Annotated in this window: 24 protein-coding genes and 1 pseudogene; 9 read left to right on the top strand and 16 right to left on the bottom strand. The window is 67.6% G+C overall.

The annotated features are described in order from the left end of the window. The first annotated feature begins 1,696 nt into the window (after positions 1-1,696). Positions 1,697-2,038: an N-acetyltransferase gene (locus tag HTV45_RS08915; protein ID WP_251691796.1), complete on the top strand. Its 342-nt coding sequence runs from the start codon at positions 1,697-1,699 to the stop codon at positions 2,036-2,038. A gap of 15 nt (positions 2,039-2,053) precedes the next feature. Here HTV45_RS08915 and HTV45_RS08910 read toward each other — a convergent pair whose 3' ends face one another. After that, on the bottom strand, positions 2,054-2,419 hold the full coding sequence (locus HTV45_RS08910) for an iron chaperone (RefSeq protein ID WP_215205117.1): 366 nt from the start codon (positions 2,417-2,419) through the stop codon (positions 2,054-2,056). A gap of 49 nt (positions 2,420-2,468) precedes the next feature. Then, positions 2,469-3,458 carry a YDG/SRA domain-containing protein gene (locus HTV45_RS08905; protein WP_215205116.1) on the bottom strand — a complete coding sequence of 330 codons (990 nt, stop codon included), beginning with the start codon at positions 3,456-3,458 and terminating at the stop codon, positions 2,469-2,471. A gap of 171 nt (positions 3,459-3,629) precedes the next feature. Here HTV45_RS08905 and HTV45_RS08900 point away from each other — a divergent pair, with 171 nt between their 5' ends. Next, on the top strand, positions 3,630-6,776 hold the full coding sequence (locus HTV45_RS08900; RefSeq protein WP_215205267.1) for a DEAD/DEAH box helicase: 3,147 nt from the start codon (positions 3,630-3,632) through the stop codon (positions 6,774-6,776). A 3-nt stretch (positions 6,777-6,779) separates the two neighbouring features. On the opposite strand, the gene HTV45_RS35015 is transcribed toward HTV45_RS08900, so the two are convergent. Continuing rightward, positions 6,780-6,923 carry a hypothetical protein gene (locus HTV45_RS35015; RefSeq protein WP_308309379.1) on the bottom strand — a complete coding sequence of 48 codons (144 nt, stop codon included), beginning with the start codon at positions 6,921-6,923 and terminating at the stop codon, positions 6,780-6,782. Between the two features lie 177 nt (positions 6,924-7,100). Beyond that, positions 7,101-7,442, bottom strand: a pseudogene (locus HTV45_RS35010) (ATP-binding protein); the annotation flags it as partial. 201 nt (positions 7,443-7,643) lie between these two features. Here HTV45_RS35010 and HTV45_RS08890 point away from each other — a divergent pair. The 3 genes from HTV45_RS08890 (at position 7,644) to HTV45_RS08880 (ending at position 9,065) form a co-directional block, all read left to right on the top strand. Beyond that, on the top strand, positions 7,644-8,489 hold the full coding sequence (locus HTV45_RS08890) for a helix-turn-helix transcriptional regulator (RefSeq protein WP_215205265.1): 846 nt from the start codon (positions 7,644-7,646) through the stop codon (positions 8,487-8,489). Beyond that, a complete protein-coding gene (locus HTV45_RS08885) occupies positions 8,489-8,677 on the top strand; it encodes a DUF397 domain-containing protein (RefSeq protein WP_215205115.1) in 189 nt (62 codons plus the stop codon). The genes HTV45_RS08890 and HTV45_RS08885 overlap by 1 nt, the downstream gene beginning before the upstream one ends. 61 nt (positions 8,678-8,738) lie before the next feature. Further along, a complete protein-coding gene (locus HTV45_RS08880; protein WP_308309328.1) occupies positions 8,739-9,065 on the top strand; it encodes a DUF6247 family protein in 327 nt (108 codons plus the stop codon). A 49-nt stretch (positions 9,066-9,114) separates the two neighbouring features. On the opposite strand, the gene haaN is transcribed toward HTV45_RS08880, so the two are convergent. The 3 genes from haaN to HTV45_RS08865 all read right to left on the bottom strand — a co-directional run bounded on the left by haaN (position 9,115) and on the right by HTV45_RS08865 (position 10,773). Continuing rightward, positions 9,115-9,678 carry a cyclophane-containing RiPP N-acetyltransferase HaaN gene (gene haaN, locus HTV45_RS08875; RefSeq protein WP_215205114.1) on the bottom strand — a complete coding sequence of 188 codons (564 nt, stop codon included), beginning with the start codon at positions 9,676-9,678 and terminating at the stop codon, positions 9,115-9,117. Between the two features lie 80 nt (positions 9,679-9,758). Next, a complete protein-coding gene (locus HTV45_RS08870) occupies positions 9,759-10,139 on the bottom strand; it encodes a hypothetical protein (RefSeq protein WP_215205113.1) in 381 nt (126 codons plus the stop codon). A gap of 247 nt (positions 10,140-10,386) precedes the next feature. Continuing rightward, positions 10,387-10,773 (bottom strand): MerR family transcriptional regulator, encoded by a 387-nt coding sequence (locus HTV45_RS08865; RefSeq protein WP_215205112.1) that lies wholly within the window; start codon positions 10,771-10,773, stop codon positions 10,387-10,389. A gap of 152 nt (positions 10,774-10,925) precedes the next feature. Here HTV45_RS08865 and HTV45_RS08860 point away from each other — a divergent pair, with 152 nt between their 5' ends. After that, entirely contained in the window at positions 10,926-11,261 is a 336-nt protein-coding gene (locus tag HTV45_RS08860) for an EthD domain-containing protein (protein ID WP_215205111.1), read from the top strand. Between the two features lie 157 nt (positions 11,262-11,418). On the opposite strand, the gene HTV45_RS08855 is transcribed toward HTV45_RS08860, so the two are convergent. Beyond that, positions 11,419-11,799: a hypothetical protein gene (locus HTV45_RS08855; protein ID WP_215205110.1), complete on the bottom strand. Its 381-nt coding sequence runs from the start codon at positions 11,797-11,799 to the stop codon at positions 11,419-11,421. A gap of 317 nt (positions 11,800-12,116) precedes the next feature. Beyond that, positions 12,117-12,674, bottom strand: a complete 558-nt coding sequence (locus HTV45_RS08850; RefSeq protein WP_215205109.1) for a DinB family protein — start codon at positions 12,672-12,674, stop codon at positions 12,117-12,119. A 355-nt stretch (positions 12,675-13,029) separates the two neighbouring features. Here HTV45_RS08850 and HTV45_RS08845 point away from each other — a divergent pair, with 355 nt between their 5' ends. Beyond that, complete coding sequence (locus HTV45_RS08845; protein WP_215205108.1) at positions 13,030-13,908, top strand: septum formation family protein; 879 nt, start codon at positions 13,030-13,032, stop codon at positions 13,906-13,908. 231 nt (positions 13,909-14,139) lie between these two features. Here the strand turns inward: HTV45_RS08845 and HTV45_RS08840 are convergent, their stop codons facing one another. From HTV45_RS08840 to HTV45_RS08825, 4 genes are all read right to left on the bottom strand, one after another. Beyond that, on the bottom strand, positions 14,140-15,285 hold the full coding sequence (locus tag HTV45_RS08840; protein WP_215205263.1) for an RNA polymerase sigma factor: 1,146 nt from the start codon (positions 15,283-15,285) through the stop codon (positions 14,140-14,142). Between the two features lie 8 nt (positions 15,286-15,293). Then, positions 15,294-15,701, bottom strand: coding sequence for a YciI family protein (locus HTV45_RS08835; RefSeq protein ID WP_215205107.1), 408 nt, complete (start codon positions 15,699-15,701; stop codon positions 15,294-15,296). A gap of 149 nt (positions 15,702-15,850) precedes the next feature. After that, on the bottom strand, positions 15,851-16,396 hold the full coding sequence (locus HTV45_RS08830) for a TetR/AcrR family transcriptional regulator (RefSeq protein ID WP_215205106.1): 546 nt from the start codon (positions 16,394-16,396) through the stop codon (positions 15,851-15,853). 18 nt (positions 16,397-16,414) lie between these two features. Continuing rightward, complete coding sequence (locus tag HTV45_RS08825; RefSeq protein WP_215205105.1) at positions 16,415-16,996, bottom strand: sugar O-acetyltransferase; 582 nt, start codon at positions 16,994-16,996, stop codon at positions 16,415-16,417. Between the two features lie 404 nt (positions 16,997-17,400). Between HTV45_RS08825 and HTV45_RS08820 the strand changes: the two genes are divergently transcribed. Further along, positions 17,401-17,703 (top strand): hypothetical protein, encoded by a 303-nt coding sequence (locus HTV45_RS08820; protein ID WP_215205104.1) that lies wholly within the window; start codon positions 17,401-17,403, stop codon positions 17,701-17,703. A 270-nt stretch (positions 17,704-17,973) separates the two neighbouring features. On the opposite strand, the gene HTV45_RS08815 is transcribed toward HTV45_RS08820, so the two are convergent. From HTV45_RS08815 to HTV45_RS08805, 3 genes are all read right to left on the bottom strand, one after another. Continuing rightward, positions 17,974-18,405 (bottom strand): DUF5980 family protein, encoded by a 432-nt coding sequence (locus HTV45_RS08815; RefSeq protein ID WP_215205103.1) that lies wholly within the window; start codon positions 18,403-18,405, stop codon positions 17,974-17,976. 302 nt (positions 18,406-18,707) lie between these two features. Then, on the bottom strand, positions 18,708-20,198 hold the full coding sequence (locus HTV45_RS08810) for an MFS transporter (protein WP_215205102.1): 1,491 nt from the start codon (positions 20,196-20,198) through the stop codon (positions 18,708-18,710). 126 nt (positions 20,199-20,324) lie between these two features. After that, the gene (locus HTV45_RS08805; protein WP_215205101.1) at positions 20,325-21,743 is read right to left on the bottom strand and encodes a DUF445 domain-containing protein; all 1,419 of its coding nucleotides are present in this window, start codon (positions 21,741-21,743) and stop codon (positions 20,325-20,327) included. Positions 21,744-21,948: 205 nt separating this feature from the next. Here HTV45_RS08805 and HTV45_RS08800 point away from each other — a divergent pair, with 205 nt between their 5' ends. Continuing rightward, entirely contained in the window at positions 21,949-23,379 is a 1,431-nt protein-coding gene (locus HTV45_RS08800; RefSeq protein WP_215205100.1) for an SGNH/GDSL hydrolase family protein, read from the top strand. The last annotated feature ends 279 nt before the right edge of the window (positions 23,380-23,658 follow it).

Below are 23,658 nucleotides of genomic sequence, written 5' to 3'. Positions count from 1 at the left end.
ACTGCGGACCGCCCGAAGGACCGCTGCCGTAATACGAAGGCAAGTCACCGGCAAGCTGTTGCGAGGAGTAGCCGGGCTGACCGCCATAGCCGGGCTGACCGTAGTTCTCGCCAGTAGTAGCGGTTACGGGGAGGAGACTCATACCGGCGTCTCGGCCGATGAGAGACTGCGGACCGCCCGAAGGACCGCTGCCGTAATACGAAGGCAAGTCACCGGCAAGNTCGCCAGTAGTAGCGGTTACGGGGAGGAGACTCATACCGGCGTCTCGGCCGATGAGAGACTGCGGACCGCCCGAAGGACCGCTGCCGTAATACGAAGGCAAGTCACCGGCAAGTTGTTGCGAGGAGTAGCCGGGCTGACCGCCATAGCCGGAGGGCTCGCCGTAGCCGGAGGGCTGTGGATCGAACCCTCTAGCTTCCCTTAGTTTTTGATGATCCAGGCCGGGGTATTTGCTAGGGTCCTTCTCCGCTTCTCTTACCCACTGACTGAGGGTTTTTTGCTTCATTCCCCTTTCGCTTGGATTCCCCTTTACCCAATCTGATTCATTATACTGCCTTACGAATTCTGGTTGACTTAGATTAGAGAGCGCCCACTCGTTCAAGAAATCGACTCTTTGCTGGTCACTGAAGACCCTACGCCCGAGGTTTTGTTCTTGTAGTTTTTGATGATCCAGGCCGGGGTACTTGTCAGGGTTTTTCGCCGCGTCTGCTATCCAATCATTGAGGGTCCTGCGATTTATCGCCCTTTCGCTGGGATTTTCCTTTGTCCATTTCGAATCGTTATGCCCCTCTACGAAACTTGTCCGACTTAGGCCGGAGCGCGTCCACCCATTCAGAATGACGACCTTCTGTTGGTCACTGAAGTTACTATACCGACGCCCGGATTCTCGCTCTTGCAGTTTTCGGTGATCCAGGCCGGGGTATTTGCCAGGGTTTTTCGCCGCGTCTTTCGCCCACTTATTGAGAGTCTGGTACTTAATTTCCTCTTCGGCGGAACTCCCCCTTGTCCAACCTGATTGATTACGCTGCTCCACGAACGCCTTTTGATTTAGGCCGGAGTCCAACCATCCGTTCAGGAGATCAACCTTCTTCGCCATACTCTGTGGTGACATGCGTTTTCCTTAAGATTGAGGTGAAGCTTTTATGACCTGTTGGATTCATGAAGGCTCGAGTCGAGCTTGACGGGTCGCTTACTAAATAGGGGTAGCGTTATTCAAAAACGTGTTGCATATGATTGTGCTGCGTTGAGCTGTGTCTGGGTTGTGTTCCAGATGCGGTTACAGATCGCGGCTGGCCGCGCGGTCTTTTACTGCCCCACACATGAGGCTGCGGTCGCAGTCGTCCGTGTGATCGGAATAGTTCAGTGCAGGTCGGCAGTACTTGGGTGCCGCCATGTCAGGCATGTCTACTTCTAGCGGATTGTCTACTGTTGATGGATATCTCATCTGGTGAGCCATCTCAGCATGTTCGGTAGTCAGGCGCCTCTTCCATCGGTAGAAGTGATCCGCCCTGCACCGGCGGCGGCCCGCGTATCGGACTCCATGAGAGAGTGCCCCTTTCGTCTTCCGGGCGTGGCCCCGGCAGGAGTACCTCTATGTACCCCTGCCAGGACAACGCAGGGCACGCCGGAGCGGTTCACGTTCAGCTTCGGTGCTCCGCCGAACGCGGCTCCAGGCTTCCTCGGAGCACTCGCCGCCTTGGACGACCATGTCGCGACCCACTTCCACCAAGGTCACATCCACTGCTTGACGGCGGACGGCCGGCCCGTGGGGCTGACGATTCTCGACGTGCCGACCATCGACCTGATGTCGATCGACGTCGGCCGCCACCGCCAGGGCCTCGGAAGAGCGCTTCTCTCCCATACCGAGGAGATCCTCTTCACCCAGTGCAGGGAACTCCGCCTCGAAAGCTCCGCCGACAACACAACGGCCAACGCCTTCTACGCGGCATGCGGCTGGCCGGTGACGAAGCGGCTGGACTCGGCAACGCCCGCCAAGATCGAACTCGTCAAGCACCGCTCGCCGAAAGCCACCCGGTAGCGGGCCCGTCCGCGATCAGCACACCTCACCGGGCGCGGCCGCGGTGGCCCGCAGCAGATCCCGCACCAGCTCGAAGTCCACGCTCTCCGGCTTACGGAACCGCAGACACCCCTTACCCATGTCCTGCCCGGCCAGCCGCTCCTCGAAGGCCTCCCGGACATCACTGCGCATGAGGTAGAAGGAGATGTACTGCTTCTGACTCGCGAAGGCGATCTCCGCGGCCCCGCCCCGCTGGTACGTGGGCATGCCGTACGCCATGACCTCGTCGAACCCCTTGAGTTCCGCCTGGCACAGCCGGCGGAGCCGGGTCAGGGCGTCCCGACGCTCTTCTGGCACCTCGGCCAGGTAGGCATCGACGTCCTGCGCTGCACTGTGCACCATGCGTCGAGTCTATGGGGGCCAGGCTTTGTCGATCCCGTAAAGCGCCACCTTAAGTCGCGTGGCCAGACCCCTTCCCCTCCCAATACCTCCGGTGATAGCCGAGGTACTCGGGGTGAACACGGTGGCCGTCCTTCACAGTAAGTTGCGGCAGGAGCGTCACCCCTGACAGGTCTGCCCGCACTATGACGGACCCGTTCTCATCCACTGCGACCGCACCGACATCGAGTCGGACGTGGCAGTTAGGGCAGAGACACAAGATGTTGGGCTCAACGTCGGGCCCGTGGTGGGGTCTACCCAGAGGCCGTATGTGTGCGCCCTGGCTGAAAGGGCTACCGTCCGGTCCCGTCAGACGCAGACCGCACAGCTGACACTCCCCTTCATAGAGTTGCTTGATCCGTTGCGCGGCAGCCGTGTCCCGGATAAGACGGCGCACTCGCATGCTGCGAGAGCGCGGGAACTTCTCTACGTGGGTTGGCTCGTCGTCAAGTTCTTCGAGCACATCGATGAGGTGACGTTCGACCGGGGCCTGCGCCTGATTCGACTCGGGCAGACGCCGCAGGTCAAACTGACAGATCTCGATCGGCGATCCATCTGGAGCCGGTTGCTTGGAAGACGTCGTACGCACGTCTGCAATCTCGTACAGACCGTCGTACCTGTAGGAGTTGGACGGCGAGTACCGCGAATCCCCCTTATACCCCCGAATCACGCGGATGGGATACTTCCGCTCATAGCTGAGCAAGAGGGCAGCATTGTCCTCATAGGACCACGACTGACTGCGAAGCAGCCTGCCTGCGGAGTCCTTGTCCTTCCCTTCAGAAGCCCCCGTGTATTGGATCTGCTGCCAGCCATCTTCGTCGTCCACGTAGCCGCCGTGCAGGACGATCGCATCGCCGACCTTGCTGCCGTCCTTGTCGAACAGCCAGGAGATACCTTTCTGGTTCGTCTGGTGCAGTTGCGCACGCTGCACATCTCTTCGCCGATGGAAGACCGTACCGACAGGCACGCCCGCTATATGCCCGATGACGCGTTCGATTCTCATCCATCCATACTGGATCGAGGCTGATCGTTTTTAGCCCAACTCCCCTCTATTGCAGTCAAGTCGCGACCGATCAGGGCACCGTGTCGGCCAATCTCACCCTGGACTGTCAGAGCTCTCTGTTACACATGACCCGAGTTGTCCAGCTTGATTGAAGGAGTCCGTGTGTCTGAGATGGAGGGTCTGCCCCAACCCGCCGCGGGCCTCTATGAGCAACTGATCACGCTCCGTTTCGAGCAGAAGCTGCAGCAGCTCTCCCAGCTTGGCTGGTATCCGTTGAGTGAAGCGGTGGGTTCGGAGTCGGTCCCGCACGTGCTCGCGCGGCACGTCTCCCGTGCCGTGCGCCGCGTTCTTCAGAACCTGCCCGATGAGAAGCGTGTGCACGCGGCCAACCACATCCTGGAGTCCATCGGCACGCTGAAGGGTGCCCAAGATTGGGTGGACCTTGTCGCAGACGGCCCTCAGCAGCTCCTAGCAATCACGCGGCAGGAGGCACCCGGAGTCTTCGCCGTACGCCCTGGCATCCCGCTCTCGGAGACGGCGCTCCTCACCAACTCACCCGAGGACCCCAGCCTCGGATTCGAACTGCGCGCAGAGCTGGCTACGGCCGACCGCGTGGATCTCCTGTGCGCCTTCGTCAAGTGGCACGGCCTGCGGGTCATCGAGCGATCCTTGCGGGCAGCTTATGATCGTGGGGTCCCGATAAGGGTTTTGACCACGACGTACATCGGCGCGACAGAGCGGCGAGCCTTGGACCGATTGGTCGAAGACTTCCGAGCAGAAGTCAAGGTCAACTACGAGACTCGCTCGACACGGCTCCATGCCAAGGCTTGGCTATTCCGACGGGACAGCGGTTATGACACCGCGTACGTCGGTAGCTCAAATCTGTCGAAGGCCGCTCTTCTCGATGGCCTGGAGTGGAACGTTCGCCTGTCCTCCGTAGCCACGCCCGATGTGATACGGAAGTTTGAGGCGACGTTCGAGTCGTACTGGAATGACCCGTCCTTCGAAACGTATGACCCTCACCACGACGGCAGCCGTCTGCAAGAAGCGCTGGCAGTTGCTGGCGGTTCACCTTCAGTGGGCCGGGGCATCACGCTATCCGGCCTCGAGGTACGGCCGTATCCCTTTCAGCGGGACATGCTTGAGCGCCTCGACGTCGAGCGTGAGGTTCACGGTCGACACCAGAACCTCTTGGTAGCGGCAACCGGCACGGGCAAGACCGTCATGGCTGCACTTGACTACAAGCAGCTCCGCGAAAGACATCAGCGCGATTTGCGGCTCCTGTTCGTCGCTCATCGCAAGGAGATCTTGCAGCAGTCGTTGCGGACCTACCAAGATATTTTGCTTGATGCGAACTTCGGGGAGTCCCTGTGTAGCGGAGAGATCCCCGAGCGCTGGACACATGTCTTCGCTAGTGTTCAGTCACTCAACGCACGGGCACTTGATCGTCTTACTCCCGATCACTTCGACGTCATTGTGATCGACGAGTTCCATCACGGAACGTCACCGACCTACCGAAAGATCATCGATCACTTCGAGCCGATGGAGCTGCTGGGGCTGACTGCCACGCCAGAGCGCACAGACGGCAAGAATATCCAGGAAGAGTTCTTCGACGGTCGTATCGCCGCCGAGATGCGACTGTGGGAAGCCCTAGACAACAAGCTTTTGTGCCCGTTCCACTACTTCGGCATCAGTGACACCACCGATTTGACCGACGTGGAGTGGAAGCGCGGAGCGTACAACGTCTGCGCGCTCAGTAACGTGCTGACGGGCAACAAGGTACGCGCTGGCCTCGTCGTCAAAGCCGTCGAGGAGAAGGTGGCCGAACCGAGCCGCATGCGGGCGTTGGGTTTCTGCGTCTCCGTCGCTCATGCGGACTTCATGGCGGAGTCATTCCGCTCGGCTGGCTTCGACGCCGTCGCGGTATCCGGGGAGACGCCGGCCGATCAGCGGCGGCAAGCGCTCGCGGATCTGCGCTCTGGAGCGCTCCAGGTGGTCTTCTCGGTCGACCTCTTCAACGAAGGCGTCGATGTCCCGGATGTGGACACACTGCTCCTCCTCCGTCCGACGTCGAGCGCGACGGTGTTCCTTCAGCAGCTCGGCCGCGGACTACGGCGCTCCGACAACAAGGCTGTCTTGACCGTGTTGGACTTCATCGGCCAGCACCGTAAGGAGTTCCGCTTCGAGACCCAGTTCCGCGCCCTCACGAACCTGACGCGTAAGCGGCTCTTGGACCACATCGAGCACGACTTCCCAAAGCTTCCCTCCGGCTGCGAGATCGTGCTGGAGGAGAAGGCGAAGCGCACCATCATCAACAACATCAAGGATCAGCTCAACGTCAACGTCACCACGCTGGCCCGTGAAGTAGCCGACTACGGAGAGCTTCTTCTCCGCCGATACCTGGAGGAAAGCAGCCGAGACATCAAGGAGGTGTACCGAGGGAGCGGGAACTCCTGGACGGGCCTGCTCCGCCGCTCCGGCTTGCGTGACCGCGAAGCGCCTGAAGGGGAGGCCGCCCTCCTCAAACGAGTGCCTGCCTTCCTCCATGTCGATGATCCACTGCGCGTGGCCGCGTACACACGCATGCTCGAAGACGACGCTACCCCCTACAGCACCCTCGATGAGCAAGGTAAAGCGTACGCCCGCATGCTGTTCTTCCAGATCTGGCCGCTGGGCGGCGTCACGAGGAAGGGCTTTGCGAATTACGACGCCGGGTTCTCCACTCTCCGAAAGTATCAGGCGTTCCGTAGCGAGCTACGCCAAGTACTGGCGTACAACCTCGCCCATACCGAGCACGTACCCATTCCTCTCCTCGGCGTGGCCGGCGACCGGGGTATCCCTTTGACCGTGCATGCCTCCTACAGTCGAGAGGAGATCCTCCCTGCACTCGGCCAGGCGGACATTGGAGGGTTCATGCCCGGTGACTTCCGTGAGGGCGTGAAGTGGTGCGAGTCGATCGCGACAGACGCGCTTCTCATCACCCGGGAGAAAGATGAGAAGGACTTCTCCCCGCAGACTCGCTACCACGATTTTGCACTGAGCGAGACCCAGTTCCACTGGGAGTCCCAGAACCAGATCTCCGAGACATCCCCCACTGGGCTGAGGTACCAACATCACGCCGTTCAGGGCAGCCATGTGTTGCTGTTCGTCCGCCGCTACAAGACCACCGACATAGGCGGTGCTCAGCCGTGGATGCTCCTGGGGCCTGCTGAGTACCAGAGCCACGAGGGCAGCCGGCCGATGGCCATCACCTGGAAGTTGAAGCACGAACTCCCGGCGGATGTGCTGTCATACGCCAAGGCGGTTGCTGCAAGTTGACCTTCAGCGAGAGGTAAGCTCTGCATCCAGTTCAGCTTCGAAGTGCGTCTGGGCGCGGTCCAGAATCGCCTCCGGGTCATGGCCGTGAACCTGTAGCCAGTGCAACAGATCAGAGATGACATCGATGGCGGCTGCTTCTGCGGCCATGCCGCCCAACCGACTTCGTCTGGACGTGCTGAAAAGCGCACTATCACCGTAGGAGCTCAGCACCCACGCAGCTCGCGTTACGCGTGCACTCCTCCCGTGCCGCTCCGAGGTAGCCGGAGCGGCGGCGAGCTCGCACCACGTCACCTTGCTGTCTCCATGCAGTTCGACGCCCCAGCGTTCAGTCAGGGCGTCAACCAGCGCCATACCTCGTCCGCCCTCTGCGTCGTCGCTCGCCTCCACGAGCATGGGAAGCGCACGAGTGTCCGGGTCTCGTAGTTCGATGCGGAGGCAGGTGCCTCTCAGGGAGACAGTGAGGCTAGCGGGGGTGCCGCGGCCGACGTGCGTGATCACGTTGGACACAATCTCGCTGACACATAGCTGAGCCGAGTCGCTGAGCTCTCGCAGGCCCCAGTCACTGAGCCGGGTCCGCACGAGATCACGCAGGACTGACACTTCCTTTGGTTCCGCAAGAAACGGGACCCCCCAGGATGCCAGGGGGATGTTGGCGGATTCGTCCACGGTTGTACTCCTGCCTGGGACACGATGGTTACTCCTTGAAAGTCGTCCCACACTTAGAGTTGCATCGAAACTCTCAAAATGAAACTCTCACTCCAGAGTTGCGGGAGTGCGGCATCACCGCACGCGCCCCCAGCGCACACCGCATTGCCGTCTTCCCGGCGGGCAGCAACGATCAACAGGATGGACAGGAAGGGCTGTGCCATGGCAGTTGGACCCACCACCCGAAGGCGCCAACTGGGTGCCGACCTGCGCCGACTCCGTGAACTGAAAGGGCTGACGCTAGAGGAAGCAGGAGCCCGAGTCGGTATCTCCAAGGCAACCCTCAGCCGCTACGAAACCAAGGGAGGGACGGTCAAGTGGCCAGCCGTCGACGCCCTGTGCCGTGAGTACGGAGCGACAGACGAAGAACGTCTTGCACTGGTCGAGCTGGCCAAGGGGTGCAAGATTCAGGGCTGGTGGCGGTCCCTCGCCGACCCCATCCCCGAGTCCATGAACCTCATGCTCACCCTTGAGGACGAGGTCGTACGCGAGGACCACTACGCCTGCATGTACATCCCCGGCCTACTCCAAACCCGCGCGTACGCTGAAGCCGTACACCGCGCTTCAGAGGTTCAGTGCGAGGAGCGCGAGGTCCAACACATGGTCGACATCCGCATGAAGCGGCAGGAGTTGTTGGATCGACAAGAGCCACCGCGCATTTGGGCAGTGATCGACGAGGCAGCCCTTCGACGACAGGTTGGCGGTGCGGAGGTCATGCGTGAACAACTGGGACGCCTGCTCACATTGGCTGGACGGCCACATATCAACGTGCAGGTGCTCCCGTTCGCCTGCGGCGCTCACGCAGCGACCGTCGGCAGCTTCGCCTTCCTTCGTGGCCAGACCTCCGAACTGGACGTGGTGTACGTGGACCTCCTTGGCGGTGGGCTGTTCATGGAGAAGACGGAGGAACTGGAGCGTTATAGGTTGGCGTTCGAGTACCTCAGCGCACAGGCGCTCGATTTCGAGTCCTCCAACGACCTCATCTACCGGATCAGCAAGGAGCCCTGATGGCGGATGTGTCACAGCCCACCTGGTTCAAGTCCTCCTACAGCGGCGGCAGCGGCACCGAGTGTGTCGAATGTGCGTTTGCCGAGCACGACACGCTCGTACGCGATTCCAAGAACCGCGAGGGCTCTGTCATCAGAGTGGACCACAGCTCCTGGACGTCTTTTGTTCAGGAGATCCGCCGGAAGTAGCTCTCCCACCCTTCAGGGCAGGCATGCAGGGCACTCTGCGTAGGAAGAGGGGAGCCAAGACGTGGATGATCTCGGGCGTAGAGCACGCAAACCTCCTGTCCCGGCGCCGTTGCCCTTGAGAACCATTGGCGAGGTCCGGGCCGCCCTGCGGTCTGGACACGCCTCCCCCGGCGACCAGGAATCCTTCGAAGCCGATCTTCAGCGCGCGCTGGAGACCTCGTCGGAGACGGACCTCTCCGCCGTCGCCGCCGTAATCGTCGACTACCGGGGCCGAATTCGCCTCCGCCAGGACCCTGACTTCAAGATCGCCGTCCAGGAAGGCCTCGACCTCGCGGCGCAGCTGAAGCAGCAAAACCCACCCAGTAGAGGCGAGACGGCGCGTGGCTGACGGATTGCCGTGTGGCCCACAGCAGTTGAAGGGGCAGAATTCGCTGACGTCACACAGCCCCAGTGTCTACCCGGTACACGATCTTCCCGTCGAACTCGGTGAAGCCCAGCCGTCGGTAAAAGGCTCGCGCCCGGGGATTGTCCCGGTCCGTCATCCACTCCACCCGGCTGCAACCGGGCCGTGCCGCGGCCAGCGCGCGTAGCTCGTCCATGACGCGGGAACCGACACCATGGCGGCGGAGCGTGTCGCGGACGTAGAGCTCTTTCAGGAACAGCGAGTGGGAGGACCCGGCGGCCGGCCAGAGGAAGGAGTAGGCGGCGAGGCCGACGAGTTCTCCGGTCGCATCCTCCACGACCAGTGCGGAGGCAAGGGGCGGTGAACCGAACAGCGCCTCCTCGACCTGTGTCCGGCGTTCTTCCACCGGCTGGATCTCGGTCGAGCCGTAGAACCGCTCGATCTCCTCGATCAGGTCGGCCAAGGCGATATGCGAGGGGCACACGGCCGGGCCGGCCGTGGCGTGTGTGTACGCGCCGTCTCCGCCGACCCGGCCGTGGCCCTCGTCCTTGTAACGCCTGCCGAGCGAGGCCTTCTCCGCTTCCGTCCGGCGCTCCATCGGCGCCCGCAGGAAAGCTCCGCCGACACTGAACAAGATCGGTGTCGCGCAGCCGGCCTGGGTGCTCAATGACAGCCCGTCTACGGGCGCACAGGGCGTGGCAGGGGCTGGCGCCAGTCGCCCAGGGTCGTGAGGAGGAATCGGCGGGCGAGAGGGCGGATGTCGTCCCATGCCGGATCGTCGGCCAGGGCGTCGGCCCAGAGGCCGGCGCGGCGGGCGGCATCGATCTCGCCGAGGCGTTGGCCGATGGCCCGGAGATCGGGCAGATTTCCGGGCTCGAAGGCTCCGCGCTCCGCGAGGCATTCGGTAACCCGGCCGAGGAGTTCCAGCTCTTCGACGACGTCCTTCGTCTCCACCTCACGCTCGCTCAGCCAGGCAAGCTGATCGTCGGTGTCGGCTGCGAGGAGGGCCATGAACCGCAGCGTCCGGGTACGAAGGTTTGCGTCGCCCAGATGATTCACACACGCAGGATCGCATCCTGGGCCCGCAACCGCGTTCGATGGCACGGAAGGGCCATTACTCCGGCGGGGCACACGCGGGAGGCGTACGCGCGAGTGGGTGCGCCGCCGTCGGACAGTGCCAGACAGCGGTGCCTCCCGAAGTGGTGAGCATCTGCTGTCGTGCACTGACCCTCGCTCGACTTCTGTCCGTCTCTGACGCTGAGATCCGTGGAGACCCTGCTCCGAAAGCCCGATGTCCGGCCGCTCGTCATCCTTCGACGACGCGACCGGTCTCCGCCGTGTCCGCGAGGAAGTTCAGGTTCACGTCGATCAGGCGGTCGAGTTCTGCTCTGGCGGCGACCAGGCTGCCTATCGTGGACGAGATGCGGTGGCGTTCCTGGTGCATCGCGGTCAGGGCGATCCGGGCTCTGTCCGGGTTGGGTTCCGTCATACAGGGGACCATCCGGGCGATGGTCCTGCTGGACATTCCGGCGCCCAGGAAAGCCTGGATCAGTGCCACTCGCCGGACATGGTCATCGCTGTAGCAGCGCTGCCCGCTCGGGGTCCTTTCACAGGCCAGCAAGCCCTGCTGCTCGTAGTAGCGCAGGGATCGGGGACTCACTCCTGTCCGGGCGGACAGTTCACCGATCCGCATCCCAACCCCTCGGAGCTCCCTGTGCGTCGGGCCGCAACGGCTTGCCCTTGACACCGATGTGAGGGTCTACGTTACGCCCATGGCCGGCGACCTCGCGCCAGAGCGTTCGGCGGCCGGCCTCCCGAGTCCGTGAGCACGCGAAGGGGAAATCCATGATCAAGTTCGCTTTCATGATCAACCGTCTCGACGGTATGTCCTTCGAGGACTTCGTCGAGTATCACCGGGACCGTCACGCCCCGCTGTTCACCTCCATTCCGGAAGCGCGGCAGTACGTGAAGAAGTACGCCGTCTCCCACCCCGTGGCCGCCGAGGGCTACCCGAATCCCGCCTACGACGGCCTCACGGAAATATGGTTCGACAGCTGGGCCGATCACGACGCGTTCTTCGCCTCCACGCGTTACAAGGAGTTGGTGAACCCGGACGAGAGCAGGTTCATCGATATGGATTCGGTGGCAGTGATGGTCACCGAGGAGAGAGTCGTGATCTGACGCCTCGGGGCTGCGCGTCCCACCAGTACTGCGGAGCAGCGCGCCGGATCAGCAGGTGTGATCAACCCGCTCGAGGCTCGAGGGGTGTGCCGCATCAGCGGGATCTCGCCGCCGCCGGTCGGTGTCGGGGCGCCGGACATGAGTGATCCGGGGTGGCTCAGAGGTCCTCCATCGCCTTCGCGAGGTCCGGGTCGTCCATGCCGGGGAAGGCGTATCCGTCGGTCTCGTGCCACGGGACGTCGAGGTCGTCCATGTGTACGTGCCACCGCGCTCCCGGCAGGGCACGGCGCAGTTCGGTCACGGAGCCCAGGACGTGCGTCAGCACCGGAAGCAGGTGGGTGGGGTCCGAGGGCAGCTTCGTGGATCCGGCCAGGATCTCGTCCGGCTCGCTGCCGCCGCCGCCGTAGAGGTGCAGGCCTTCCTCGTCGTCGTACGGGAACGACGCCGTGCGGGCGGCGACGACGCGTCCGACGGCGGCGGTCTCGTCGTCCGTCAACGGGGTGGCACGGGACGCGGAGTAGTAGAGGGAGACGCTCATGGCCGGAGTGTAGGCAGCGGGTCCGACAGGTACGTCGTGGATGCCCGTGATGTGGTGCGTCAGCGAACCCAGGGGGTGGGGGCACAGCGGGGGCGCCGGCCGCGCCTGTCGCGGCGATCAGGCAGACGGTCCCGGGGGGAAGGACACCGCCGGCGTGCGGCCGGGACGGCGGCACCGCCCGGCGTGCGCCCTGGGTGCCGAGATCGGTGGGCAGTCGCCGCCGGTCCGGTGGCCGGGGCGGGCGTCCCGCCGGCTCCGACCGCGGGGGCGGAGCCGGATGCCGTCCGCTCCCGGGGCCCCGCGGCCCGCCGGCCGGTCTAGCCCATGCTTTTCGCGCCGTCCAGGGACTCGCGGATGATGTCGGCGTGGCCGGCGTGCTGGGCGGTCTCGGCGATGATGTGCATCAGTGTCCTGCGGGCCGACCAGCGGGCGTCGGCCTCGAACCAGGGGGCCTTCGGCAGGGGCCACGCGGCGTCCAGGTCGGGGAGGGTGGCGACCAGTTCGTCGGTGCGGCGGGCCACCTCGGCGTAGTCGGCCAGGACGCCGGCCAGTGTTTCGCCGGGCAGCATCCGGAACTCCTCGTCCCGCCGGGCCCAGTCCGCCTCGGTCATGGCCGTGAAGTCCCCCATGGCCGACGGTCCGTCCACGATGAAGTCCGCCCAGCCTCGCTCGACCGAGGCGACGTGCTTGATCAGTCCGCCCAGGCACAGCGCGCCGGCGGTGGTCCGCAGACCGGCCTGCTCGTCGGTCAGGTCTCGGGTGGTGAAGCGGAGGAAGTGGCGGTGGTTGGCCAGAACTTCCAGCAGGTCGGCTCGCTCGCCGGTCACCGTCGGGGTCTCGGCCGATTCGGGGGTGGTCAGCTCGTCGACAGCCATGATGGGGCCTTTCGGTAGGACTGCTCCGTCGGTTCGAGGACCACACTAGAAGCCAATGCGGCCAGATCCCGTCCTAGAAGGGAGGGGAGGTTCGGTCGGTCAAGTCGTCGCTGAGGAACGGCAGTTCGGTACGGGCAAGCGGATGCCCAGGCAGCGCACGCAGCGCACCGTCCGGTTCGGTGGAGGGGTGCGAGGAGCCCCCGGTCTCCCCCGCGGCCGGAGCGGATACAACCATCGCGGCCGATCGCGAGTCAGAGCAGGTGCGATGAGCCGAAAGCCCTCGCACGACCGGGCCATAGGTATGACATACGATGCGCGCGCCCATTGTGAAGATCACATAAAGGACGTACACGCCATGGCAATCGCAGGCCCGCCCCGTTCCCTTCGCGGCATATCCGCAGTGGTCGCCCTGCTCGCCATCGGCGCGGTGGGGTGCTCCGAGGTGGCGGAGAGCGCCAAGGACGGTGCGAAGAAGGTGGCTCGTCAGCGCTCGGTGTTCTCGCTGGACATCGGCGACTGCTACAACCCGAACGGCAAGGCCGAGGGGACGGCCCTCACCGTCGAGGTCGTCCCCTGCGACGAGGCGCACCAGGGCCAGGTCGTCGGCGAGTTCACCCTCGACAAGGGCGACAAGTACCCCGGCGAGGCCGGTGTCTCGGGGGTCGCGGACGAGCGCTGCCCGGTCGAGGCGCAGAAGTACGCCCCGGACACCTGGGCGCTCCCCCGGGGCGTCGCCCTCTTCCACTACACCCCGACCGCGGAGAGCTGGGTGACCGGTGACCGCGCGGTGAGCTGCACCTACACGGCGGAGACGGGCACCCTGAGCGCCTCGCTGGGCACCGCGGAGTCGCTCGAGCCGGCGCAGACCACGTACCTCACGGGTTCGAACGCGGTGTACGAGACCCTGTGGGCGACCCAGCCCGTGACGGGCGAGGTCGAGAAGGACCTGGCCGGCTACAAGGCGCAGGCCAAGGCCGTCGCGGCTGCCCTCGAGACACACGTCGGGAACCTGGGCGACATCGAGGGCACCGAGGTCGGCAAGCTCCGCGCGGCGCTGACGAAGGCGGCCAGGAGCTGGAAGACCGCCGCGAACGCGGCCGACGCCGACGCCTTCTACCTCGCCTACGATGCGGCGCACACCGGGATCGACCCGAACAAGTCGGTCGCCGCCCGCAAGGAACTGGGCCTTGCCACCACGGTCCCGGCCGACGAGGCCGAGGTCTGGGCGGTCTGAAGCCCGTCGGACCGGGTGCGGCTCCTGGACCACCGCCCTGTTCGCGTTTCCCCGGTGCGCGGGTCTGCGGGCCCGCGGGCGTGCGGGCCCGCGGGCGTGCGGGCGTGCGGAGGTGCGGGCGTGCGGAGGTGCGGGCGTGCGGAGGTGCGGAGGTGCGGAGGTGCGGAGGTGCGGAGGTGTCGCGAACGCTCGCACGCCGGTGCGGCCGGACGCCCGGTGCGCGGCCGTCCGTCAGGGGCGCAGGAGGGTGTTGAGGCGGGCGGCGCGGCGGGTCAGGTGATCACGTTCGGCGAGGTCGGCTGCCTGGTGCGCCGCTTCGGCGTAGAGCCGGGCCGCCGTCGCCAGGTCGCCGTCACGTTCGTGGAGGTGGGCCGCCACGGCGGTGTGGCGGGGAAGCGAGTCGTCCAGTTCCGCGAGCGCGGCCAGGCCGGCGCGCGGGCCGTCGGCCTCGCCGACCGCGACCGCGCGGTTGAGGCGGACGACGGGGCTGCCGGTGAGGCGGACGAGTTCGTCGTACCACTCGACGATCTGCACCCAGTCGGTCTCCTCGGCGGTGGGCGCGTCGGCGTGGAGTGCGGCGACGGCGGCCTGGGCCTGGTACTCGCCGAGCCGGTCCCGGGCGAGGGCCGACTGCAGGATCGTGATGCCCTCGCTGATCATGCGGGTGTCCCAGCGGCCGCGGTCCTGCTCGGCGAGCGGCACCAGGCTGCCGTCGGGTGCGGTGCGGGCGGCGCGCCGGGCGTGGTGGAGCAGCATGAGGGCGAGCAGGCCCGCCACCTCTGGGTGGTCGACCCGGGCCGCGAGCTGCCGGGTGAGGCGGATGGCCTCGGCGGCGAGGTCGATGTCGCCGGAGTAGCCCTCGTTGAAGACCAGGTAGAGGACGCGCAGCACGGTGGCGACGTCGCCGGGGCGGTCGAAGCGGACGCCGGAGACGGTGCGCTTGGCTCGGCTGATGCGCTGGGCCATCGTCGCCTCGGGCACCAGGTAGGCGCGGGCGATCTGGCGGGTGGTCAGGCCGCCGACGGCGCGCAGGGTGAGTGCGACCGCGGAGGAGGCCGTGAGGGAGGGGTGGGCGCAGAGGAAGTAGAGCTGGAGGGTGTCGTCGACGGCGGGCGCGGGCCCGGGTGCCGGTTCCTCGTCGACGCGGTCCTCGCGCCGGCGGCGGGCGGCGTCCGCGCGGGTCCGGTCGAGGAACTTGCGCCAGGCCGTGGTGATCAGCCAGGCCTTCGGGTCCCGCGGCGGGTCGGCCGGCCAGACGCGGACGGCCTCCACCAGCGCGTCCTGTACGGCGTCCTCGGCCGCCGCGAAGTCGGCTCCGCGGCGGACGAGAACGGCGAGGACGCCCGGGGTGAGGCTGCGGAGCAGGGCCTCGTCCATGGGCGGGGTCACTCCGTGATGGTGGGCGGCACACCGTAGAACGGACGCAGCTCGAGCCACTCGTGGATCGGCTTGCCGCCCGCCCCCGGGGCGGCCGAGAGTTCCCCGGCCAGCTCGACGGCGCGGTCCTGGCTGTCGACGTCGATCACCATCCAGCCGGCGATGAGGTCCTTGGTCTCGGCGAACGGGCCGTCGGTGACCGGCGGGCGCCCCTCACCGTCGTACCGGACCCACATCCCCTCGGGCGCGAGCGCCTGACCGTCGACGAACTCACCGGTCTTCTCCAGCCGGGCCGCGAAGTCGTTCATGTACTGGATGTGGGCCGAGATCTCCTCCGGCGTCCACTGGTCCATGCGCGTGTCGTTCACCGCGGCCGGTGCGCCGCGGTAGTGCTTCAGCAGCAGGTACTTCGCCATGGTGGTTCTCCTCGGTGCGGTGCGGCCCCATTGTGGTCGCGTTCATCCGGGGGACGGAGCCGGCCGCGGGTTCTCGACATCGTGTCCCGGGATTTTTCCGCGGATTCCGTCACGGCGTCACGGACCCCGTCGGGGAGTCGCCGGTCCCGCTACGGCGTCGTCGTGATCCGCCGTACCGCCTCGCGGGTCAGGTCGCGCCCGGGTGGGCTGTCGTCAAGGGCCCGGTGGAGGGTGAGGCCCTCGATGAACGCGTCGAGCCGGCGGGCCGTGGGCGGGGGGAAGTGGTGTTCCAGGAGATCGCGGCTGCGCCTCATCCAGCGTCGGCACAGGGCGCGGTAGGGCTCGTGGCGGGCGGCGAGGGTGTAGAGCTCCTGCTGGAGGATCAGGTCGCGGCGGGGGCCCTCGGAGAGGGTGTGGATGAGGTCGGTGACGGCCTCGCGGGCCTGGTCGGGGGTGGTGGCGGCGGAGAGGTGCTGTTCGAAGAGGGTCACCACGTGGTCGGAGTAGCGGGTGAACGCCTCCAGCAGCACGTCGTCGATGCCGGTGAAGTGGTACGTCATCGAGCCGAGCGGGACCTGGGCGCGGGCGGCGATCTTGCGGTGGGAGACGCCGGCGACGCCTTCCTCGGCGATCAGGTCGAGGGTGGCGGCGATGATGCGGTCCCGGCGGTGGGGGTCCGTGTGTCCGGTGGCCATGGGGTGGGCGCCGCGCCGTCAGAGGGTGCGGACCGGGCGGGCCGGATTGCCCACGGCCACGACGTCGGCGGGGATGTCTTTGGTGACCACCGCGCCGGCGCCGATGACCGCGTTGTCGCCGATGCTCACCCCGGGGCAGACGATGGCTCCGCCGCCGAGCCATACGTTGTCCCCGATGGTGATGGGCAGCGCGGCCTCGAGCTTGTCGCGGCGCGGTTGCGGCTCCACGGGGTGGGTGGGGGTGAGGAGCTGGACGCCCGGACCGATCTGGCAGTCCTCGCCGATGGTGATCCGCGCGACGTCCAGGGCGGTCAGGTTGTAGTTGACGAAGGTACGGGCGCCGATGCTGATGTTGCTGCCGTAGTCGACGTGGAGCGGCGGGCGTACGTCGATGTCCTCCCCGGCGCAGGCGAGCAGTTCGGCGAGGATCCGCCGGGCCTCGGCGGGGTTCTCGACGTAGGCGGCCTGGTAGCGGGTGGTGAGCCGCATCGCCTGCCGCTGCCGGCGGGTGATCTCCGGGTCGTCGGCGATGTAGAGGTCGCCGGCGAGCATCCGTTCGAGGTGGGTGCGCGGATCGTCCGCGAAGTGGTCCGTCGACATGCGTACGATCGTACGCTCGCGGGCCCCGTCCGCGGGGTCGGTTCGGCTCGGCCCGCCCGCTGCGTGAGGGCGGCCGTCGAACGGTTTCCGGGCCGGGCGGCGAGATCTTGTGACGGCGCGGCCCGGGGCCTGGTCCGGGACCGACGCTCTGGGGGGTGGGGGTGTGGGGGGGGCCGCGGGACGCGCCTGCGCGGGTGGCGGGGTCAGGTGCTGATGCGCCCGCGGCTGCCGTCGCCGGCCATCCGGATGCGGCGCGGCTTCGGCTGCCCGGTCACCGGTATGCGCGGGGCCAGACCTGCGGCCTCGGACCTCGGGGGGTGTGTGCCCGGGGCCGCGGACGGGAGTTAGCCTCGGAGCCGGTGAGATCCGCCCTTACCGGGCGTGGCGGCAGGAGGCAGACAGGCATGGCGAGGGTTCCCGGTGCGGTGTGGGCGGCGAGCGGGCTCGTCGGCGGGTACGGCGTGGCCCGCTGGACGCGGCGGCGGGAGCTGGGCGGGGTGGTACTCGCCGCCGCCGGCGCCGCGGCCGCGCGGCAGTGGCGGGAACAGGCCGGCGGAGCGGCCGCGGGAGCACTGTCGGCCGCGTATGTCGCCGCCTTCGCCGGGTCGCATCCGCTGGCGAGGAAGGTCGGCGCCTGGCCCGCCGTGTTCGGGGTGGCGGGAGCGGTGGCGCTCACGTCGTGGGTGGTGGCCGACCGGCGGGGGTGAGGCGCGCGGGGAAGGCGGGTGCTGGTGACAGGGGCAGGGCAGCCCCCCTGTGGCGGCGGCGGTAGGCGCGCGCGGGACGGTAGGCGCGCGGGACGGTAAGCGCGCGGGACGGTAAGGCGGGATCGGAGCGGTAGGCGGGATCGGTGCCGCCAACCGGCCGGACCCGGGCCGCACCGCGGGCCCCGGCGGCGAGCGGGCAGGGCCCCGGCCGTGCCGTGGCGCCCGGACCGGCTGCCCGGGGCGCCACGGCTCACGGCCGAGCCGCGGGACTCAGTAGCACCTGTCCTTGTAGGTGATCTTTATCGTGTCCGTCTGGGTGCTCTTGCCGTCCGTGGCGTAGATCTCGGCGGTGTACTCACCGACGGGCGCCGGGTTCAGTTGCACGAAGAGCCAGCCGTTGACGGTCAGGGCACCGTCCTCGGGGTCACGCTCGTTCGTTCCCGGGGGAATGGTGTCGGAGTCCGTCATGTAGGAGCCGGGCGGCAGGTCGCGGATGCCGGTCTTGATGGGGGTCGACCAGGTCCCGGACACCGGGGCGAAGGCGTAGGTGAACCATGTGCCCTGGGTGCATATCTGCTGCCCCTCGGCCTCGAGGTTCCATGTCGGCGTCGAGGCGGACGCGGGGGACGCGCCGAGCAGCGGCAGGCTCAGGGCGGAGAACAGGCCGAGGAGTAATCCGGCCCCACGGTGGCTTGCTTTCATCGATACCTCCTGATTGAGGGCGTGGGGGCGCTTTTGAGGCGGTACCACTTCGCCGTGCCGCCCGCTCCACAAAGGCGGCGGCAGACGCAGAGAGTGTCACTCCGGGGCAACCTTCGGACAAGGGGTTTGTTGCACTTTCAAGAACCTGTGGCCTGATGTCGTCACCGGATGTCCGGCAAGGCTCTTTATGCGGGCATGAGGTGGGGAGGTTTCGCCCCCGCCGCCCCTTCCCGTCCCGGCCCCGGGGCCGCTGCCCCCGGACCCGCGCTCCTCGAACGCCGGAGGGGCTGATTCCAGCCCGGTCACCTCCCCGCCGACTCCCCTACCGGCTCCCCCGCCGGTTCCGCCGCCGACAGCGGGGTCGCGATGTCCTCCAGGGAACGGCGTTCCGCCCTCACCGCGAGGAACGCGGCCACCAGCCCCGCCGCGCACATCAGACCCGCGCCGATCTGGAAGGCGAGCACCGTGTCGGCGACCTTCCCGGTGTTGGTGAGCTCGGCGAAGATCAGGGGGCCGCTGATGCCGCCCGCGGCGGTGCCGACCGCGTAGAAGAAGGCGATGGACATGGCCCGCGTCTCCATCGGGAAGATCTCGGAGACCGTCAGATAGGCGCTGGACGCACCGGCCGAGGCGAAGAACAGGACCGCGCACCAGCAGGCCGTCATGGTGGTCGCGCTCAGCGAACCCCGGTCGAAGAGCCAGGCCGTGCCGAACAGCAGGACACCGGAGAGCAGATACGTCCCGGAGATCATGACCCGGCGTCCGAGCGTGTCGAACAGTTTGCCGAGCAGCAGCGGGCCCAGGAAGTTGCCGGCCGCGATGACGGCGAAGTAGTAGCCCGTGCTGCCGGACGGCACGTCGAAGAACTGGGCGAGGATCGCGCCGAAGCCGAAGGTGATGGCGTTGTAGAGGAACGCCTGGCCGATGAAGAGGGAGAAACCGAGGGCGGACCGCTTGCGGTACCCGACGAAGACCGTCCGGGCGATCTCGGTGAACGTGGTGCGCCTGCGCTGATGGATCGTCATCTCGCCCTCGGCGGGAGGCAGCGGTTCGCCCGTCTCCGCCTCGATGCGTGCCTCGGCGTCCCTGACGATCCGTTCGGCCTCCTCCTCCCGGCCGTGGATCAGCAGCCACCGCGGACTCTCGGGGACGTGACGCCGTACGAGGAGGATCACCAGGGACAGAACGGCTCCCAGGGCGAAGGTCAGCCGCCAGCCGACGTCCGCCGGGAAGATCGAGGTGTTCAGCGCGACGATCGACAGCAGCGCGCCGCCGATGGCTCCCAGCCAGTAGCTGCCGTTGATGATCAGGTCGACGCGCCCTCGGTGGTACGCCGGGATCAGCTCGTCGATCGCGGAGTTGATGGCCGCGTACTCGCCGCCGATGCCGAACCCGGTGAGGAAGCGGAAGAGGAAGAACCACCAGGTGTCGAAGGCCACCGCGGTCAGCGCGGTGGCGCCGAGATAGACGGCGAGAGTGATCAGGAAGAGCTTCTTGCGGCCGTAGATGTCGGTCAGCCGCCCCCAGAACAGTGCCCCCGTGCAGGCGCCGGTCACATAGAGCGCGGCGGAGATCCCGGTGATCTGCCCGGACGTGATGTCCAGACCGCTGCCCGGTTCCGCCAGCCGGGCGGCGATGTTGCCGACGATCGTGACTTCCATGCCGTCGAGGATCCAGACGGTGCCCAGACCGATGACGATGGACCAGTGCCAGCGCGACCACGGAAGACGGTCGAGGCGCGCCGAGATGTCGGTCGTGATGGTGCGCCCCGCCGCGGGCCGCGCTGTCGCCATGGGGTGCCCTCCTCAGGGAAGCGGACTTCCCGTCGGATGCCCCCGAAACCGCGCCGTATTACGCCCCCGGGAGCCCGCGCCTCACACCCCCGGAGCCCGCGCCCCACGCCCTCCGGAGCCCGTGCGCTACACCCCCAGCGCCCGCGCCACCGTGTAGATCACCAGGCCGGCCAGCGAACCGACCACCGTGCCGTTGATCCGGATGAACTGCAGGTCCCGCCCGATGTTGGCCTCGATCTTCTTCGTGGTGTGCTCGGCGTCCCAGCCCGCCACCGTGTCCGTGATCAGGGAGGTGATCTCCCCCCGGTACGTCGTGACCACGTACACCGCCGCGCTCTCCAGCCAGCCGTCGACCTTGCCCTGCAGTTTGGGGTCGAGCGACATACGGGCACCGAGGGAGAGCAGTGAGGCGCGCACGCGCAGCCGCAGCTCGCTGCGCTCGTCCTCCGCCGCGGACACGATCATGGAGCGCACGGCGGTCCACGCGGAGGCGATCAGGTCCTGGACCTCGCCGCGGCCGAGGATCTCGCTCTTGAGCCGCTCGATCCGGGCCCGGGTCTCGGTGTCGGACTGCAGGTCGGAGGCGAAATCGGTGAGGAAGCGGTCCAGGGCGCCGCGCGCGGGGTGGGCCGGCATGTCGCGCATCTCGGTGACGAAGCGCAGCAACTCCTTGTAGACGCGCTCGCCGACCTTGCGGTCCACGAATCTGGGAGTCCAGCCGGGAGCGCCGCCGTGGACGGCGTCCATCACGGTGTCACCGTGCAGGACCAGCCAGTCGTGCGCACGGGCGACGATCACGTCGACGGCCCGCTTGTGGCCGCCGTCGGTGACGATCTTCTCCAGCATCTTGCCCATGCCGGGCGCGATCTCTTGGGCGTCGGCCCGGCGGGTGATGGCCTCGCCGACCACCGCCTGGACGTCGGAGTCGCGCAGCACGGTCAGCGCGCCGCGCAGGGCCGCGGACAGCTCGGCGGTCACCCGGTCGGCGTGCTCGGGGACGGCGAGCCAGGCGCCGAGGCGGCTGCCGATGCCGACGGCACGCAGCCGCTCGCGGACCACGCCCTCGGAGAGGAAGTTCTCACCGACGAACTCGCCCAGGGAGACGCCGAGCTGGTCCTTCTTCTTCGGGATGATCGCGGTGTGCGGGATGGGCAGGCCGAGGGGATGGCGGAAGAGGGCGGTGACGGCGAACCAGTCGGCGAGCGCGCCGACCATGCCGGCCTCGGCCGCGGCGGCGACATAGCCCGCCCAGGCGCCGGCGCCCCGGTGGGAGGCCCATTCGGTGAGGACGTACACCACCGCGACGAACAGCAGCAGGCCGGTGGCGGTGAGCTTCATCCGGCGTACACCGCGGCGCTTTTCCTCGTCCGCGGGGCTGAAGGTGTTCATCGCGCGGTTCGTGAAGGCGCCGGGCCGGGCATGCTGGGCATCGGTGTGGCGGGGCGCGGAATCGGCTGGTGGCGCCTGCTCGTCCGGTGCCGCCGGTCCTGTGCTCCCCGCCGGGTCCGGCGTCCGCGCCGATTCAGTCCGCTTCATCCGCTCCACCCGCTCGGTGATCCCTCACACATTGTCCCTTCCTGACCGACTCCTGGAACGGAACAGGAGTTCCCGGCGTCTGTCCGGACGGGGATTGTCCAGGGGAATCACCTAAGGGTCCCTCCCCCCAGCCTTCCCGGCCCATCGCTCATCATGGGTTCATCAGATCGGAGCATCGAGTACCGGGCTCCCGTCTCTTGAGGAGAACAACAGCATGACCCGGGGTCGTGACGGGGGCGCGGGTACGCCTCCCGCCCAGCAGCGCGCCCTGCTCGCCGCGGTCGTCGCCGCGATACTGGCGGTGTCCGCGGCGATCTACGTCGGCGTCGCGGCCGATGACGGTGCCGGGCACCGTGCCGCCGTCGCCGGTGGTCAGGGCGACTCGGCCATCGTCGGCGGCTCCGGTGGCTCCGGCGGCTCCGGCGGCTCCGGCGGCTCCGGCGGGCGCAACGACCCGGCCGCGCCCGCCTCCACCGGCACCTGGGTCAGCTCCTGGGCGGCCGCCCCGGTCGGCGGCGAACCCGGCACCGAGCCGGCGGGCCTCGCGGGCCGCTCCGTGCGCAACGTCGTCCACACCAGCGCGGGCGGCAGCGGTGCCCGCGTCACGCTCTCCAACCTCTACGGGCAGTCCCCGCTGACCATCAGCCACGCCTCGGTCGCCGTCTCCGCGGACCCGGACACGGCGGCGGCGCTCGTCGACAGCATGCGGCAACTGACGTTCACCGGGAACCCGTCGGTCGTCATCCCGGCCGGCGGGCAGGTGATCAGTGACGTCGTACGCATCGCCGTACCGCGCGACGGGGACGTGCTGATCACCACGTACTCCCCCGCCGCGTCCGGGCCGGTCACCTACCACCGGCACGCGCGCCAGATCTCGTACGTCGCCGACGGCGAGCACACCCGGGACGTGACCGGGACGGTGTACACCGGGCACAGTTCGGTGTGGCGGTATGTGACCGCGCTGGACGTCCTGAGCAACGACGCAAACGGGACGGTCGTCGTCCTCGGCGACTCGCTGACCGACGGGATCTCCTCCACGACCGGGGCGAACGGCCGCTGGCCCGACGTGCTGTCGGACCGGCTGCGGTCGGCGGCCGAGTCCGGGCGGGACGTACCGCGGTACAGCGTCGTCAACGCGGGGATCAGCGGGAACCAGGTGCTCGCCGACGGGCTGGGGCGGCCGCCCGGGAACACGAGCGGGCTGAACCGGTTCGAGCGGGACGTGCTGGCGCGGACGAACGTCAGGGTGGTGGTGATCGTGCTCGGCATCAACGACATCCTGCGTACGCCCGGAACCGCTGATCCGCAGCGGATCGTGGGAGGGCTGGAGACGCTGGTCGAACGGGCGCACGCGCGGGGGCTGCGGGCCGTGGGGGCGACGCTGATGCCGTTCCGTGGCCACGGGGGGTACACGGAGGAGCGGGAGGCGGTACGACAGCGGATCAACTCGGAGATCCGGGCGGGGGGTGTCTTCGACGCGGTGGTCGACTTCGACGCGGCGGTGCGGGACGGGTACGACCCCCGGCGGCTTCGGGTGGAGTACGACTCCGGTGATCATCTGCATCCGAGTGATCGGGGGTATGTGCGGATGGCGGAGGTGTTCGAGCTGGATGCGGTGAAGGGTGGGGCTCCGGCGGAGCTGTAGGGGGTGTGGGGGGGGTGTGGGGGGGGTGTGGGGGGGTGTGCCGGTGGGTTTTTTCGCCCCCGCCGCCCCTTCCCGTCCCGTCCGGGGGGGGGGGGGGGGGGGGGGGGGGGGGGGGGGGGGGGGGGGGGGGGGGGGGGGGGGGGGGGGGGGGGGGGGGGGGGGGGGGGGGGGGGGGGGGGGGGGGGGGGGGGGGGGGGGGGGGGGGGGGGGGGGGGGGGGGGGGGGGGGGGGGGGGGGGGGGGGGGGGGGGGGGGGGGGGGGGGGGGGGGGGGGGGGGGG

Source organism: Streptomyces sp. CHD11 (genome assembly GCF_018638295.1).
Classification (GTDB): Bacteria; Actinomycetota; Actinomycetes; order Streptomycetales; family Streptomycetaceae; genus Streptomyces.
Note: the sequence above shows the minus strand (reverse complement) of the source record. Positions and strands in the feature narration are given on the sequence as shown.